This window comes from Chelatococcus caeni, assembly GCF_014196925.1.
In the GTDB taxonomy this organism is placed as follows: Bacteria; Pseudomonadota; Alphaproteobacteria; order Rhizobiales; family Beijerinckiaceae; genus Chelatococcus_A; species Chelatococcus_A caeni.
In genome coordinates, this window is the sequence record NZ_JACIEN010000001.1 from 118,294 (window position 1) to 132,232 (window position 13,939).

11 protein-coding genes are annotated in these 13,939 nt (G+C 66.3%); 10 read left to right on the forward strand and 1 reads right to left on the reverse strand.

What is annotated here, in order from left to right:
• Window positions 1-55: 55 nt before the first annotated feature.
• Window positions 56-1,003: a ring-cleaving dioxygenase gene (locus GGR16_RS00620; protein WP_183316286.1), complete on the reverse strand. Its 948-nt coding sequence runs from the start codon at window positions 1,001-1,003 to the stop codon at window positions 56-58.
• A gap of 140 nt (window positions 1,004-1,143) precedes the next feature.
• Here GGR16_RS00620 and GGR16_RS00625 point away from each other — a divergent pair, with 140 nt between their 5' ends.
• The 10 genes from GGR16_RS00625 to GGR16_RS00670 all read left to right on the forward strand — a co-directional run bounded on the left by GGR16_RS00625 (window position 1,144) and on the right by GGR16_RS00670 (window position 13,899).
• Window positions 1,144-2,052, forward strand: a complete 909-nt coding sequence (locus GGR16_RS00625) for a LysR family transcriptional regulator (RefSeq protein ID WP_183315404.1) — start codon at window positions 1,144-1,146, stop codon at window positions 2,050-2,052.
• Between the two features lie 481 nt (window positions 2,053-2,533).
• Entirely contained in the window at window positions 2,534-3,757 is a 1,224-nt protein-coding gene (locus tag GGR16_RS00630; protein ID WP_183315405.1) for an MFS transporter, read from the forward strand.
• 73 nt (window positions 3,758-3,830) lie between these two features.
• Complete coding sequence (locus tag GGR16_RS00635; RefSeq protein ID WP_183315406.1) at window positions 3,831-4,799, forward strand: threonine dehydratase; 969 nt, start codon at window positions 3,831-3,833, stop codon at window positions 4,797-4,799.
• A gap of 508 nt (window positions 4,800-5,307) precedes the next feature.
• On the forward strand, window positions 5,308-5,496 hold the full coding sequence (locus GGR16_RS00640) for a hypothetical protein (protein ID WP_183315407.1): 189 nt from the start codon (window positions 5,308-5,310) through the stop codon (window positions 5,494-5,496).
• Window positions 5,497-5,743: 247 nt separating this feature from the next.
• Window positions 5,744-5,818 (forward strand): K(+)-transporting ATPase subunit F, encoded by a 75-nt coding sequence (kdpF, locus tag GGR16_RS26565; RefSeq protein ID WP_371179617.1) that lies wholly within the window; start codon window positions 5,744-5,746, stop codon window positions 5,816-5,818.
• Between the two features lie 192 nt (window positions 5,819-6,010).
• A complete protein-coding gene (gene kdpB, locus GGR16_RS00650) occupies window positions 6,011-8,074 on the forward strand; it encodes a potassium-transporting ATPase subunit KdpB (RefSeq protein ID WP_183315408.1) in 2,064 nt (687 codons plus the stop codon).
• A gap of 126 nt (window positions 8,075-8,200) precedes the next feature.
• Window positions 8,201-9,883, forward strand: a complete 1,683-nt coding sequence (gene kdpA, locus GGR16_RS00655) for a potassium-transporting ATPase subunit KdpA (protein ID WP_183315409.1) — start codon at window positions 8,201-8,203, stop codon at window positions 9,881-9,883.
• A gap of 14 nt (window positions 9,884-9,897) precedes the next feature.
• Window positions 9,898-10,449, forward strand: coding sequence for a potassium-transporting ATPase subunit C (locus tag GGR16_RS00660; protein ID WP_183315410.1), 552 nt, complete (start codon window positions 9,898-9,900; stop codon window positions 10,447-10,449).
• A 55-nt stretch (window positions 10,450-10,504) separates the two neighbouring features.
• The gene (locus GGR16_RS00665) at window positions 10,505-13,207 is read left to right on the forward strand and encodes a sensor histidine kinase (RefSeq protein WP_183315411.1); all 2,703 of its coding nucleotides are present in this window, start codon (window positions 10,505-10,507) and stop codon (window positions 13,205-13,207) included.
• Window positions 13,207-13,899, forward strand: coding sequence for a response regulator transcription factor (locus GGR16_RS00670; RefSeq protein ID WP_183315412.1), 693 nt, complete (start codon window positions 13,207-13,209; stop codon window positions 13,897-13,899). The genes GGR16_RS00665 and GGR16_RS00670 overlap by 1 nt, the downstream gene beginning before the upstream one ends.
• The last annotated feature ends 40 nt before the right edge of the window (window positions 13,900-13,939 follow it).

Sequence of the window (13,939 nt, forward strand, 5' to 3'; positions counted from 1 at the left end):
TCGCGCCGAACGTAGCATGGCAAGTCCCCCGGAGTGGCTGCTCCGGGGGACCTTCTCAATCGAGGGGCTGCAACCCCGCCTCGATGGATGCGCGCCGGCTCTCGAGGAAGGGCGGCAGGGCCAAGCGTTCGCCCAGGCTTTGCAGCGGCTCGTCGACGGCGAAGCCCGGACCGTCCGTGGCGATCTCGAACAGATTGCCGTTCGGCTCGCGGAAGTAGAGCGAGCGGAAATAGTATCGCTCGACCTCGCCTGAGCTCGGGATGCGGAATTCCGACAGACGCGCCGCCCAGTCTCGTATTGCCTCGACATTCGGCGTCCGGAAGGCCACGTGATGAACGGCGCCGGCTCCCTGGCGCGCCATGGGCAGGCCGGGCTGGACGGCAACGTGCAGCTCGGCTGCCGGTCCTCCATCGCCCATGCTGTAGACGTGGACCTCACCGTGGCCGTCCGGCGAGACGTATTGGCGGTCCTCCTTCATGTTGAGCACGCGGGTCAGGAGCGCGTCGGTCATCTCCAGCTTCGGCACGGAGATCGTGATCGGACCGAGGCCGCGGAACTGATGCTCTTGCGGCACGGGGCTGCGGTCCCACGGGTGCGAACGGCCTGCGCCGCCGTCATTCACGATCCGGAAGCGCTGGCCTTCCGGATCCTCGAAATCGATCGCCGCGCGGCCGTCGATCATCCTGATCGGTTCGGCGGCGACGCCCAGGTCCTCAAGGCGTGCGATCCAGTAGTTGAGGCTGTCTTCGCCCGAGACCCTGAGACCTGTGCGGCTGATGGACGGTGTGCCGCGCCGTTCGCGTTCCAGCGGCCAGTCGAAGAAGGTCAGATCCGTTCCCGGCGTTGCCGCGCCGTCGGCGTAGAAGAGGTGATAGGCGCTGGTATCGTCCTGGTTGACGGTCTTCTTGACCAGACGCAGGCCCAGCGTCTCGGTATAGAAGCGCTTGTTGGCCGGGGCGTCAGCGGTGATCGCCGTCAGATGATGGATGCCGGTCAATTGCATATCGGCCACTCCTGTTTCGGTTGCGGCCAATATGACGATGCCGATCGCGCAGGGTGAGCCCTGAACGCCCTGACCCTCCGTTCGCAGTTTGCGAACGGTTTCGGTTGTCGCGGCGACGCTGAATACCGTAATCGTCGGGCATGAGATGGACGATCGAGGAAATCAGGACGTTCCTGGACGTGTTGGACGCGGGCAGCGTGTCAGGCGCAGCCGCCCGATCGAATCTGTCCAAGTCCGTCGTCAGCAAGCGCATCGCCGACTTCGAGGCCGCGCTCGGCACGGCGCTCTTTCGGCGGCACGCCGGCCGCATTACGCCAACCGAGAGCGCCGAGGAACTGGCTCTAAGACTGCGGCCGGCGCTCACCGAGATCACCCGGGCGGTCGAAAGTGCGGCATGGGGCATGGCCGGCTTGCGGGGCACGCTTGCGATCTCCGCGCCGATGAGCTTCGGCATACGCCACCTCAGTCCCGTGATCGCCGAATTCGCTCTCCAGCATCCGGATCTCGAGATTCTTCTCGACTACGATGATCAATTCATCGACCTCGTGCGCGGTCGGTTCGATCTTGCGATCCGCATCGGCCAGTTGCCCGATTCCAGACTGATTGCTCGAAAGTTCTGCGAGGATCCGCGGGTCGTCGTCGCAAGTCCGCACTACATCACGCAACGGGGCGAGCCGGAAACGCTGGCCGACCTACAGGCCCATCCCTGCATCGGATATCTCAATCTTCAATCGTCGAGTGTCTGGCAGTTCCTGCGAGAAGACGGAAGTGTGGTCGGCCTTTCCCTGGACAGCCGGATCTCGGCCAATAACGGCGAGGCGATGCGCGACATGGCCATCGCCGGATTGGGCATCGCGCTGTTGCCCATGTTCATCGCCCACGATGCGCTGACATCGGGGCATCTTATGAGAATCGCAAGGGACCTGAAGCCGACATCCTTGCCCATTTCCGCCGTCTGGCGGCCCGTGAAGCCGATGCCGATGAAACTGCGGGCGATTATCGACCACCTGGCAAAGGCGTTCTCCGATGGCGCCCCGTGGGCGCTGTGACCATCAGCTGAAGCTCCCTTGCTGAAGAAGCAGTTCCGCCGGATGCTGCAGCTTTCGCCCCGTTAGCCGTTCCACCTGTGAACGGCATGGGAGCCCCGTAGCGACTGCTTGCCCCCCGTCGGTCCGATCCTTCCAGGACAGGTCGAAACTCTGCTCGGATAAGTGTCAGTGCTCATCTTCGTGTCCGAACAGCCCAGCCATACCACCGCATCCTGTCTGTTCCGGTCGGAGGCTGTGGCCGGCGGCCTGGTCGCAGGTCCGATGTGTCGTCGGGCAAGTCGGTGAGAAGGGCGATCGACGCGGCCGGGCGGGGCCAGGAAATATGCGGGCACCCTGAAGCCTCTCTCTACTGCCTCCACCGTCCGCTTCGTTAGTTTTGGGTGATTGGCGCAGTTAGGGTGTGACGAACTTTCATTCGATCTGTACCTTTTGACAGCAAACCCTCGCCACAGTCCCATCACCCCGCCGCGTCGCTCCTCCGATGCCTTTCCGCTCGCGCACAGTCCGTGCTGTCGCCGCCCTCTCGTTGACCCAGCTCATTGGCTGGGGCGCCACGTTCTGGCTGCCTGCCGTGACCGGACCGGCCATGGCCGATGAACTGGGCATGGCCCTGCCCATGGTCATGGCGGGACCTACGGTCATGCTCATTGTCATGGCCATGGCGTCCTGGCCGCTGAGCGCCGTGTTCGAGCGCCACGGCGCGCGCTCGGTCATGGTCCTGGGATCGCCCCTGGGCGCAGCTGGCCTGCTGGTCATGGGCCTCGCCGATGGGGCGACGGCCTATTTCGCGTCATGGACCATCCTCGGGCTCGCCGGCGCGGGCATGCTGACGACACCGGCGCAGATCGCCGTGGCCGAGATCGCGGGCGAAAAGGCGCGCCAGGCGCTCGGGGCGCTGATATTGGCCGGTGGGCTGACATCGACGATCGTCTGGCCGCTGACGGGACTCTTGCAGGCGCAATGGGGCTGGCGCACGACCACGCTGCTCTATGCCGTCGTCATGCTGCTCGTCTGCACGCCACTGCATTGGACGACGCTTGCCCGGCGGCCGAGGGACAAATCCGCCAGGGAGGCGGCCGCCGAGCCGGCACCCGTCGACCGGCCCCGTTTCGCTCTTCTGGCCATGAGCTTTGCCGCCAATGGCTTCGTCACCTGGGGCTTCGCGCTCACCATCATCATCCTGTTCGAGGCTGCGGGCCTCGATCACGCCAGTGCGCTGGCGGCAGCGGCCTTCATTGGTATCGCCCAATGGATGGGGCGCATGGTCGATGTCCTCGGCGGCCGGCGCTGGTCGGGCTTTGTCATCGCTCTTGCCGCTTCTGCCCTGTTTCCGTTGAGCTTCGTCGTCCTGCTGCTGACGGGCACCTTCGTCGGCGCCATGGCCTTCGCCACGCTCTATGGCGTGGCCAGCGGCATTACCGCCGTTACCCGCGCGACGCTGCCGCTGCAGATTTTTCCCGCCGGCGCCTATGCCCGCGCATCGGCGCAACTGGCGGTGCCGCTCAACCTGTCCTTTGCCGCCGCACCGCCGGTGTTTGCCGCCATCATGACGTCCGCCGGGCCCCATGCCGCCCTGTGGCTGGCCTTCGCGATCTCGATATTCGCCTTCTGCGCCCTTCTCGGGCTCTTGCTGCTGCAGCGCCGGATGATCGGCGCCTCACATCAGCAGGCGCCCTTGGCTGCCGATCGGGCCGAACGCGCCTGAGCATTCGGTTTCTTCAGAAGTGACGCATCGGTGCATAATCCGGCTTCGATTCTGAACCATATGGGGTGGGTAGATGCTCTTCGAGAGAGGACAGCTGGAGGCTGCGGCCGAGCTCGTTTATCGGCATATGCAGGCCACGCCGCAGTATGTCTGGCCCCTGCTGTGCGAGCGTGCCGGCGCGACCGTTTGGGTGAAGCACGAAAATCACACGCCGACCGGCGCGTTCAAGATCCGGGGCGGTATCACCTTCATGCACTGGCTGCGACATTCGCATCCCGAGGTTTCCGGCATCGTGACGGCGACGCGCGGCAATCACGGCCAGTCGCAAGCACGCGCGGCGAAAGCCCTGGGCCTCAAGGCGAAGATCTTCGTGCCGCTCGGGAATTCCAGGGAAAAGAACGCCGCCATGCGCGCCTTTGGCGCCGATCTCGTGGAAACCGGCCGCGACTTTGACGAGGCGAAGATTGCCGCCCAGCGGGCGGCGCAGGAAGAAAACCTGTACTTTGCCCCATCCTTCCATCCCGAACTCGTGCGCGGTGTCGCCACCTACGCGCTCGAGTTGTTCTCCGCCGCGCCCGCCCTCGATACGGTCTACGTGCCGATCGGCCTGGGTTCCGGCATCTGCGGCGTCATCGCGGCGCGTGATGCGTTGGCGCTCAAGACGAAGATCGTCGGGGTGGTCTCCGACAAGGCCGATGGCGCCAAGCTGTCCTTCGAGGCCGGGCGCGTCGTCGAGACCGCGACAGCGGACACCTTTGCCGACGGCATGGCGGTGCGAATTCCCTCGTCCGAGGCATTGGCCATCTACGGCAAGGGCGCGGAACGGATCGTGGCCGTGAGCGACGACGATATCGCCACGGCCATGGGCGCCTATTTCGAGGACACCCACAATCTCGTGGAAGGCGCGGGCGCGGCGGCGCTCGCCGCGCTTCTCAAGGAGCGTGACACCATGCGCGGCAAGGAGGTTGCGGTCATATTGTCCGGCGGCAACATCGACCGCGATCTCTATCTCGCGATGATGGCTCGCCCGTCGAAGCGCTGAACCCGCTCGCGGCTGCTCCGACAGCGACAGTTGCAGGCGGCCGCGTCTTCGTCATCGTGGAAGGCGCCGGCACCGGGCCGGAGCGGCATCTGCACGACGACGTGCTCGGGTGTGAGGGCGGCCTTGCGGTGGGGTAGATAGCCCGCGGGATCGTGGCGTCGCTCCGCACGGGGCTCAACGCGCCGCATAAACACGCGTTTATTTCTTCGGGCGTGTGGCCGTCTCGAATTCCTATGCGCTTCGCGGATAAGCCTGATCCATCCTTGAACGACTGCAGGGATGCTGGAGGGAATGCTCGCGGCGGCCTCGCCGGGCGGCCTGGAAGCTCGGCTTCCGGATCCTGAAGCAGATCAATTCGTGTCCCGGGGGGAGGGCGAGAAGGCAACCCGGCATGCCATGGCCGCTGCCTCGTCGCCAGGGGATTCGTGATCGTTGCGAGCCCCGCCCAGCGGGTGCGGGCGCGAACAGTTCTGTCTTCCAGCAATGCCAATCGAGGACGGAGGGTTCGATGACCTGCGCCGACGATGCCGCTTATAGGAATGCCCCGACCGACGACCCCCACGGCGGATCCGCACGACCGGCGCGGCCGATGTGGAAGCTCGTGGTTCTGGAAGGCTGTGGGCTCGCCGTTCTGTTCGTCCTGGCGGCGGGCATCGCCATTCTGCCGACCCTGGTCCTCCTGTGGCGCCACCACTAGACGCCGCGATGCCCGCTACCCCAGCCCATTTATAAGATTTTTATATCTTCGCCATTGCGCCTCTCTCGAACCTTTATGCGCTTTGGCGCGATAGTCCCGCCACCTCGGCCGTCCGTCGGCCATGAAGAAATGGCGCGGCGAAAGGTCGTGACGCCGCATTCGGAAGACGGCCGCCCGTAGATGCGCAAAAAGGTGCTTCTTCCAGCGCCTTCCGGTGAAGAAGGGGTGTGGGATGATCTTTGATTACATGCTCGGCGGTGCTGTGACGTTGGTTGTCGCGGCTTATCTTGTCTACGCACTGTTGCGGCCAGAGCGGTTCTGAATTGTTGCCGACCCGGAGCGGCGCGGCGGCACCGACAGGTTCTCCACCTCATTCCGCGATTTTCCACGGGCAAGCCCTCGGGCCTCGGGCGTCGTGTCCGGCACGGGCCGGTCATCGCCCGGCATTTCCGGGCGCCGCCCGTCGGGGCCGGCCGTAGCGGCGCGGCCCTCAAGACCTAAGCTGGAGTCACTGATGAGCCAGTCCAAACCGGCGAGCATTTTCGATGCTCGCATACTTGTCCCCGCACTCGGGGGCGCATTTCGAAAGCTCGATCCCCGCACGCTGGCCAGAAACCCGGTGATGTTCGTCGTGGCCGTCGTCTCGGCCCTGACGACGGTGCTGTTCCTCAAGGACGTCGTGACCGGGGCGGGCGACCTCGGCTTCTCGTTCCAGATCATCCTCTGGCTCTGGTTCACGATCCTGTTCGCGAATTTCGCCGAGGCAGTCGCCGAGGGGCGCGGCAAGGCGCAGGCGGATTCGCTCCGCCGCTCGCGCACCGACACCCAGGCGAAGCTGCTGGTGAACGGCAACGTCAAGCAGGTCGCCGGCACGAGCCTGAAGGTCGGCGACGTGGTGCTCGTCGAGGCGGGTGACATCATCCCGTCGGACGGCGAGATCATCGAGGGCATCGCCTCGGTGAACGAAGCGGCCATTACCGGCGAATCCGCCCCCGTCATCCGCGAATCGGGCGGTGACCGCTCGGCGGTGACCGGCGGCACGCAGGTGCTGTCGGACTGGATCAAGGTGAGGATCACGGCCGCGGCAGGATCGACCTTCATCGACCGCATGATCGCGCTCGTCGAAGGGGCGGAGCGCCAGAAGACGCCGAACGAGATCGCCCTCAATGTCCTGCTCGCGGGGCTGACGCTGATCTTCGTGCTGGCGACGGCCACCATTCCCGCCTTCGCCGCCTATGCCGGCGGCTCCATTCCGGTCATCGTGCTCGTGGCGCTGTTCGTGACGCTCATCCCGACCACGATCGGCGCACTGCTCTCCGCCATCGGCATCGCCGGCATGGACCGGCTGGTGCGCTTCAACGTGCTGGCCATGTCGGGCCGTGCCGTGGAGGCGGCGGGCGACGTCGATACGCTGCTGCTCGACAAGACCGGCACGATCACGCTGGGCAATCGCCAGGCGACCGAGTTCCGCCCCGTCAAGGGCGTGAGCGAGCAGGAACTGGCGGATGCGGCCCAGCTCGCCTCGCTGGCCGACGAGACGCCGGAAGGGCGCTCGATCGTCGTGCTCGCCAAGGAGCGATACGGCATCCGCGCGCGCGACATGGGAAGCCTCCACGCCCATTTCGTGCCGTTCACGGCGCAAAGCCGCATGAGCGGGGTGGACTTCGACGGCTCCACCATCCGCAAGGGCGCGGTCGACGCGGTGCTCCGGCACATCGAGCTCGCCTCCGCCGCCGGCGGCACCCCGCGCGCCAGCAACGAGAGCAAGCGCGAGCTGGAGATGATCGCGAGCGACATCGCCAAGATCGGCGGCACGCCTCTCGCCGTGGTCAGGGACGGCCGGCTCCTCGGCGTCATCCACCTCAAGGACATCGTCAAGGGCGGCATCCGCGAACGCTTCGCCGAGCTGCGCCGCATGGGCATCCGCACGGTCATGATCACCGGCGACAACCCCATGACGGCGGCGGCGATCGCGGCGGAGGCGGGCGTCGACGACTTCCTCGCCGAGGCCACGCCCGAGAACAAGCTGAACCTCATCCGCGAGGAACAGGCCAAGGGCAAGCTGGTCGCCATGTGCGGCGACGGCACCAACGACGCGCCGGCGCTTGCCCAGGCGGACGTCGGCGTGGCGATGAACACGGGCACGGTCGCCGCCCGCGAGGCCGGCAACATGGTCGATCTCGATTCCGACCCGACGAAGCTCATCGAGATCGTCGAGATCGGCAAGCAGCTGCTGATGACGCGCGGCGCCCTGACGACCTTCTCGATCGCCAATGACGTCGCGAAATATTTCGCCATCGTGCCGGCCATGTTCATCGCCCTCTATCCGCAGCTGGGCGCGCTCAACGTCATGGGCCTGGCGACGCCGCAGAGCGCCATCCTCTCGGCGATCATCTTCAATGCGCTCATCATCATCGCGCTCATTCCGCTGGCGCTCAAAGGCGTCGCCTACAAGGCGATCGGCGCGAACGGCCTGTTGAAGCGCAACCTTCTCATCTACGGCCTCGGCGGCCTGATCGTGCCCTTCATCGGCATCAAGGCGATCGACCTGATCATCACCGCCATCGGCCTCGCCTGAGCACAAGGAGTTCAGGACATGACCCTGCTTTGTCTGTTTCTCGGCCTCACCGTCTTCGGGCTCCTGTTCGTCATGACCAGCGCCGTGGACCGCGCCTGACCACCCAGCGAGGTCGGAGATCGTTCGATGTTCAATGAAGCCCTTCTCTTCGTCGTCCTCGTCGTTGGAGGCACGGCGCTCATCTCCTGGCCCCTCGGCCGCTACATGAAATGGGCGATGGACCCGGCGGATCCGTCGTCCGGCATCGCCGGCTGGAAGAACCGCGCCTTCCGGGTGATCGGCGGCCCCCTGGCCGCCCGGGACCAGGACTGGAAGCGCTACATGCTCGCCATGCTGGCGTTCAATGTGGTCATGTTCGTCGTGACCTACGGCATCCTGGCGCTGCAGCAATATCTGCCGCTGAACCCGGACGGCAAGGAAGCCCTCGAAGGCAGCCTGATCTTCAACACGGCGGCCTCGTTCACCTCCAACACGAACCTCCAGCACTATTCGGGCGAGGTGTCGCTGAGCTATCTGTCCCAGCTCGCCGGCCTGATGTGGCTGCAGTTCGTCTCGGCCGCCACGGGCATCGCGGCGCTCGCGGCGCTCGCCCGCGGCCTTGCCGGCCGGCCGCTCGGCAACTTCTTCGTCGACGTGCAGCGGGCCTCCTTCCTCGTCCTTCTGCCCGTCGCCTTCGCCGTCGCCATCCTGCTCGTCCTCGGCGGCGTGCCGATGACCTTCGACGGGGCCGCCGTCGCGATCACCCTCGAGGGTGTGCAGCAGACGATCGCGCGTGGACCCGTCGCGGCTTTCGTCACGATCAAGCAGCTCGGCACCAACGGCGGCGGCTTCTTCGGCCCCAACAGCACGCATCCGCTCGAGAACCCGGGCTTCTGGACCAACATCCTCGAGATGTTCGCCATCATCATCATTCCGATGGCCTGCGTGTGGATGTTCGGCCGCATCATCGGGCGCATGCGCCATGCCGGCGTGATCTTCGCGGTGATGCTCGCCTTTCTCGCCGTCAAGATCACCGGCGCCGCCTATTTCGAGGCCGCGCCCACTGAGGCCTTCGCCGGACTGCCCATCGAGCAGACGGTCGGCAACCTCGAAGGCAAGGAGATGCGCTTCGGCCCGACCGGAGGCCCGCTCTGGTCCGTGCTGACGACGTCGACCTCCAACGGCTCGGTCGGCGCGATGCACGACAGCCTCAACCCGATGACCGGGCTCATGCCGATGATCGGCATGTGGCTCAATGCCACCTTCGGCGGTGTCGGCGTGGGCATGATCAACATGTTCCTCTACATCATCGTCGGCGTCTTCCTCGCCGGCATGATGATCGGCCGCACGCCCGAGTACCTCGGCTGGCGCGTCGAATCGCGGGAGGTGAAGTTCGCGCTCTTTGCGCTCCTCGCCCACGGCCTGTTCATCCTGGGCGGCACGGCGATCTTCGCGGCGACGCCCTGGGGCGTCGACACGCTCAACAATGTCGGGCCGCACGGCTTCAGCGAGATCCTGTACGAGTTCACCTCCGCGAGCGCCAACAACGGCTCGGGCTTCGAGGGGCTGGGGGATGACACCGTGCCCTGGAACCTCGCGACGGGCATCGTCATGCTGCTCGCGCGGTTCATCCCGATCATCCTGCCCCTTGCCATCGTCGGCTCCCTGTCGGCCAAGCGCCGCAGCGCCGAATCGAGCGGCACGCTCAGCGTCGAAGGCGGTGTCTTCGCCACCATGCTTGCCGCCACCATCATCGTCATCGGTGCGCTCACCTTCTTCCCGGCGGCGACGCTCGGGCCGATCGCCGAGCACCTGATGTATATGAACTGACGGAGACCGGAATCATGCAGTCCCTTCTCGCAAGCATCCGCATCGCGGTGGCGACCATGCTGATCTGCGTCGCCGGCTACGCCACGGCCGTCTGGGCCGTGGCCCAGGCCATCGCGCCCGACACGGCCAACGGTTCGCTGATCACGCGCGACGACGGCACCGTCATCGGCAGCCGCCAGGTGGCGCAAGCCTTCACGCGGCCGGAGTATTTCTGGCCGCGCCCGTCGGCCGTCGACTATGATGGCGCTGGTGCCGGCGGCAGCAACCTGTCGCCGACGAGCACGGCCGTCGCGGATCGCGGCCGGGAAATGGTCGAACGCTACGGCGCGACAGCGGAGAATCCGCTGCCGGCCGACCTTGCCGCCGCGTCCGGGGCCGGCCTCGACCCTCACATCTCGGAGGCCGGCGCGCTCTACCAGGTTCCCCGGATTGCCGAGGCCCGCGGCCTGGACAGGGCGCGCGTCGAGGCGCTGGTCAGCGATGGCGCCTTCGCGCCGGGCGGCTTCCTGACCGATAGCCGCATCGTCAACGTCCTCGAGCTCAACCTCGCGCTCGACAGGTTGTAAGACCATGGCGGCGGTCTCGCGGCCGCCGCCATGCCCCCGTGACGGGAACCGGACAATGAGCCCACAGGATCTGGCGGACGATACGAAGCGGCCTTCTCCCGAAGCCCTGCTTCAAAAGGCGGCGCAGGAGACGCGCGGCCGTCTGAAGATCTTCCTGGGGGCCGCGCCGGGCGTCGGCAAGACCTACGAGATGCTCATCTCCGGCCACGCCCGCAAGACCGACGGCGAGGACGTGGTCATCGGCATCGTCGAGACGCACGGGCGCAAGGAAACCGAGGCATTGGTCCGCGGTTTCGAGGTCATCCCGCGAGCTCAAGTCGCCTACAAGGGGCAGTCGCTCGAGGAGATGGACCTCGATGCGGTACTGGAGCGCAGGCCCGAGCTCGTCCTGGTCGACGAGCTGGCCCATACGAACGCGCCCGGCAGCCGTCACCCGAAGCGCTACCTCGATGTCCTCGAGCTGCTGGACAGGGGCATCGACGTCTATACGACGATGAACATCCAGCACGTCGAAAGCCTGAACGACGTCGTGGCCCAGATCACGCGCATCCGTGTCCGCGAGACGGTGCCGGATTCCGTGATCGACCGGGCCGACGATGTCGAGATCGTCGACATCACCCCCGATGACCTGATCAAGCGTTTGAACGAGGGCAAGGTCTACCTCCCGAAGACCGCCAAACGCGCCACCGAGAACTACTTTTCTCCGGGCAACCTCACGGCCCTCAGGGAACTCGCCTTGCGCCGGACGGCGCAACGCGTCGACGAGCAGCTCCTGCATCACATGCAGGCCCACGCCATCGAGGGGCCGTGGGCCGCGGGGGATCGCGTGCTCGTCTGCATCGACGACGACCCGCGCGGGCCGTCGCTGGTGCGCTATGCCAAGCGGCAGGCCGACCGCCTGCGCGCGCCCTGGGCGGCGATCTACATCGAGGCGCCGCGATCGACGAACCTGTCGGAGAAGGCCAAGGACACCATCGCCGCGACCCTGCGGCTGGCCGAGCAGCTCGGCGGCGACGCGATAACGCTTCCCGGCCATTACGTGGCCCGGGAGCTGCTGCGCTATGCCGGGGACAACAATTACAGCCACATCGTCGTCGGCCGGTCGCGCAAGTCGCGGTGGCGCGAGTTCATCGAGGGCTCGGTTTCCCATGACCTGATCCGTCACTCCGGCGACATCAGCGTTCATGTGATCTCGGGCAAGGAACGCGCGGCCGTCGCTTCGCGGGGCGTTGCGCAGGCACGGCCCCGCCGCTTCAGCGTCCGGCCCTATCTGTGGAGCGTGGGCTATGTCGGCGTTGCCTTTGCCTTCGGTACGCTGCTCGCCCGCACGCTCGACGTGCGCAACATCGCGCTCGCCTTTCTCATGGCCGTGCTCGCTTCGGCGGCGACCGCCGGGCTCTGGCCGGCGCTGTTCGCTTCGGTCGTCGCGGCCCTTGCCTTCAACTTCTTCTTCCTCGACCCGCTCTACACCTTCACCATCCGTGATCCCGAGAGCGTCGTCGCGTTCTTCTTCTTTCTCGGCGCCGCCATCATCACGAGCGATCTGACGGCGCGTGTCCACAGGCAGGCGGAGGCAGCGCGCCAGCGTGCGCGCACCACCGAGGACCTCTATAAGTTCGCCAAGAAACTGGCCGGCGCGAGCACCCTCGATGATGTCCTGTGGGCTTCGGCGCATCAGATGGCGTCCATGTTGAAGCTGCGCGTCGTGATCCTGCTGCCGGAGGACGGCACCGTCGCCGTTCGTGCCGGCTATCCGCCGGACGATACGCTGGTCGATGCCGACATCGCCGCGGCGCATTGGGCCTGGGAGCACAACCGCCCGGCCGGCCGCGGCGCGGACACGCTCCCCGGCGCGAAGCGCCTTTACCTGCCCATGGTGACGGGAAAGACGCCCGTCGGCGTCATCGGATTGGACAGCGACAAGGACGGCCCGCTGCTCACGCCCGAGCAGCAGAGGCTGCTCGATGCGCTCGCCGACCAGGCGGCCGTCGCCATCGAGCGGATCCGGCTCGTGGCCGACGTGGAGCGGGCGAAGCTCGCCGCCGAGGCGGATCAGCTGCGCTCGGCGCTGCTCGCCTCGATCTCGCACGACCTCAAGACGCCGCTGTCGGCCATCCTCGGCGCGGCCGGCACGCTGCGGGACTATGCGAGCGCGGTGTCGGAGGCGGACCGCGGCGACCTGCTCGCCACCATCGTGGACGAGGCCGAGCGCCTGAACCGCTTCATCGCCAACCTGCTCGACATGTCGCGGATCGAGACGGGCGCCATGGAGCCCAACGCCTCGCTGCAATATCTCGACGACATGGTCGGATCGGCGCTGCGGCGGGCGCAGAAGATCATGTCGCGCCACAGGACGGTCACCGACATCCCCGCCGACCTGCCGATGCTCTCAGTCGACCCCGTCCTCTTCGAGCAGGTATTGTTCAACCTGTTCGACAATGCCGCCAAATACGCGCCCGTCGACACCACGATCCGCATTCGCGCGTGGGAGGACGGCCGATGGGTCTCCATCCAGATCCTCGACGAAGGGCCGGGCATCCCGCCGACGGACCTCGAGCGGGTGTTCGACAGTTTCCACCGCGTGCGCAAGCGCGATCACGTCCTCGCCGGAACGGGCCTCGGGCTGTCGATCTGCAAGGGGTTCATCCAGGCGATGGGCGGAACGATCACCGCCGGCAACAGGACGGACGGTAGCGGCGCCGTCTTCACGATCCGCATGCCGATCCCCGGCGACACGCCAAAGCTGGAAGAGCCGTGATGACGAATGCGTCGATAAAGATCCTCGTGGTGGATGACGAGCCTCCGATCCGGAAGCTGCTGCGGGTCGGGCTCGGCGCCGAGGGCTACGCGATCGCCGAGGCGACGAATGCCATGAACGCCATGGAGAAGGTGAAGGCGGAGCAGCCCGATCTCATTCTCCTCGACCTTGGCCTGCCCGACATGCAGGGGCACGACCTCCTGGCGAAATGGCGCAACGATCTCATCGAACTGCCGATCATCATCCTGTCGAGCCGCACCGACGAGGCGGGCATCGTCAAGGCGCTGGAGCTCGGCGCCGACGACTATGTGACGAAGCCCTTCGGGACCAAGGAACTGGTGGCGCGCATCCGCGTCGCCTTGCGCCACAAGCTGCAGCAGCACGGGGAGCGGCCGATCTTCCAGACCGGCGACCTGTCCGTCGATCTCGTCAAGCGGATCGTCAAGGTCGCGGACAAGGAGGTGAAGCTCTCGCCGAAGGAATACGACATCCTGCGGGTGCTCGTGCAGCATGCCGGCAAGGTCATCACGCATCAGCACCTGCTCAACCAGGTCTGGGGCGGGGCGACGGACGTGCAGTACCTGCGCGTCTATGTCCGGCAGTTGCGCCAGAAGATCGAGCGCAGCCCCGACGAGCCGCAATACATCACCACCGAAACGGGGGTCGGTTACCGGCTGCGCGAAGCCGAATGAGATCGCCGTGGGGAGCGCGGCGCTCGGCGCCGCGCGCAAG

Coding starts and splice junctions, on each gene's coding strand:
- GGR16_RS00665 (WP_183315411.1), top strand. CDS start 10,505: ATGAGCCCACAGGATCTGGCGGACGATACGAAGCGGCCTTCTCCCGAA.
- GGR16_RS00640 (WP_183315407.1), top strand. CDS start 5,308: ATGACCTGCGCCGACGATGCCGCTTATAGGAATGCCCCGACCGACGAC.
- kdpB (WP_183315408.1), top strand. CDS start 6,011: ATGAGCCAGTCCAAACCGGCGAGCATTTTCGATGCTCGCATACTTGTC.
- GGR16_RS00635 (WP_183315406.1), top strand. CDS start 3,831: ATGCTCTTCGAGAGAGGACAGCTGGAGGCTGCGGCCGAGCTCGTTTAT.
- GGR16_RS00630 (WP_183315405.1), top strand. CDS start 2,534: ATGCCTTTCCGCTCGCGCACAGTCCGTGCTGTCGCCGCCCTCTCGTTG.
- kdpA (WP_183315409.1), top strand. CDS start 8,201: ATGTTCAATGAAGCCCTTCTCTTCGTCGTCCTCGTCGTTGGAGGCACG.
- GGR16_RS00660 (WP_183315410.1), top strand. CDS start 9,898: ATGCAGTCCCTTCTCGCAAGCATCCGCATCGCGGTGGCGACCATGCTG.
- GGR16_RS00620 (WP_183316286.1), bottom strand. CDS start 1,003: ATGCAATTGACCGGCATCCATCATCTGACGGCGATCACCGCTGACGCC.
- GGR16_RS00670 (WP_183315412.1), top strand. CDS start 13,207: ATGACGAATGCGTCGATAAAGATCCTCGTGGTGGATGACGAGCCTCCG.
- GGR16_RS00625 (WP_183315404.1), top strand. CDS start 1,144: ATGAGATGGACGATCGAGGAAATCAGGACGTTCCTGGACGTGTTGGAC.